The sequence below is a fragment of the Neisseria sp. P0019.S002 genome (assembly GCF_051957155.1).
Taxonomy (GTDB): Bacteria; Pseudomonadota; Gammaproteobacteria; order Burkholderiales; family Neisseriaceae; genus Neisseria; species Neisseria perflava.
This window is the reverse complement of sequence record NZ_JBQCWS010000168.1, coordinates 1-435: the sequence shown is the minus strand read 5'-3', so window position 1 is coordinate 435 and position 435 is coordinate 1. Positions and strand designations below refer to the sequence as shown.

The window sequence follows — 435 nt, the reverse complement described above, 5'->3', positions numbered from 1 at the left end:
AAAAAGAAGAATACTGCTTACCGAAAGGGCAGGTATAAAACCCGCCCTATGTTGTGTATTTTCAGACGGCCTGTGGATAAAAAAGGTTGTCTGAAGTTTTTTACTCCGGCTTAAATACGCCAGTATCTGTTTTAGGCTGCTGCTCGGCAATTTCTGCTTTTGCCTCAGCCTGCTCCGCTTCGGCTTTTTCAGCTTCGATGCGTTTTTTCTCGGTCAGGTATTGGTTGATTTGGTGTACCAATTCCTGTGTGCCTTGGTGGGTCAGGGCGCTGATTTGGAGAGGCGCGGGGTTTCCATGTCAAATTGGAAGCGGTCGTCTGGTTTCGGATAGTCCCAGCCGATGTCTTCGAGGAAGGCGGTGGTGCGTTCTTGGGCTTCTTCTTCATCGAGCATGTCGAGTTTGTTCAGCACCAGCCAGCGCGGTTTGTCGTAGAG

General features: G+C 49.9%; 1 pseudogene. It reads right to left on the bottom strand.

Annotated features, from left to right (window positions below):
• Positions 1-100: 100 nt before the first annotated feature.
• A pseudogene (locus ACTHTY_RS12130) lies at positions 101-435 on the bottom strand (GTPase ObgE); the annotation flags it as partial.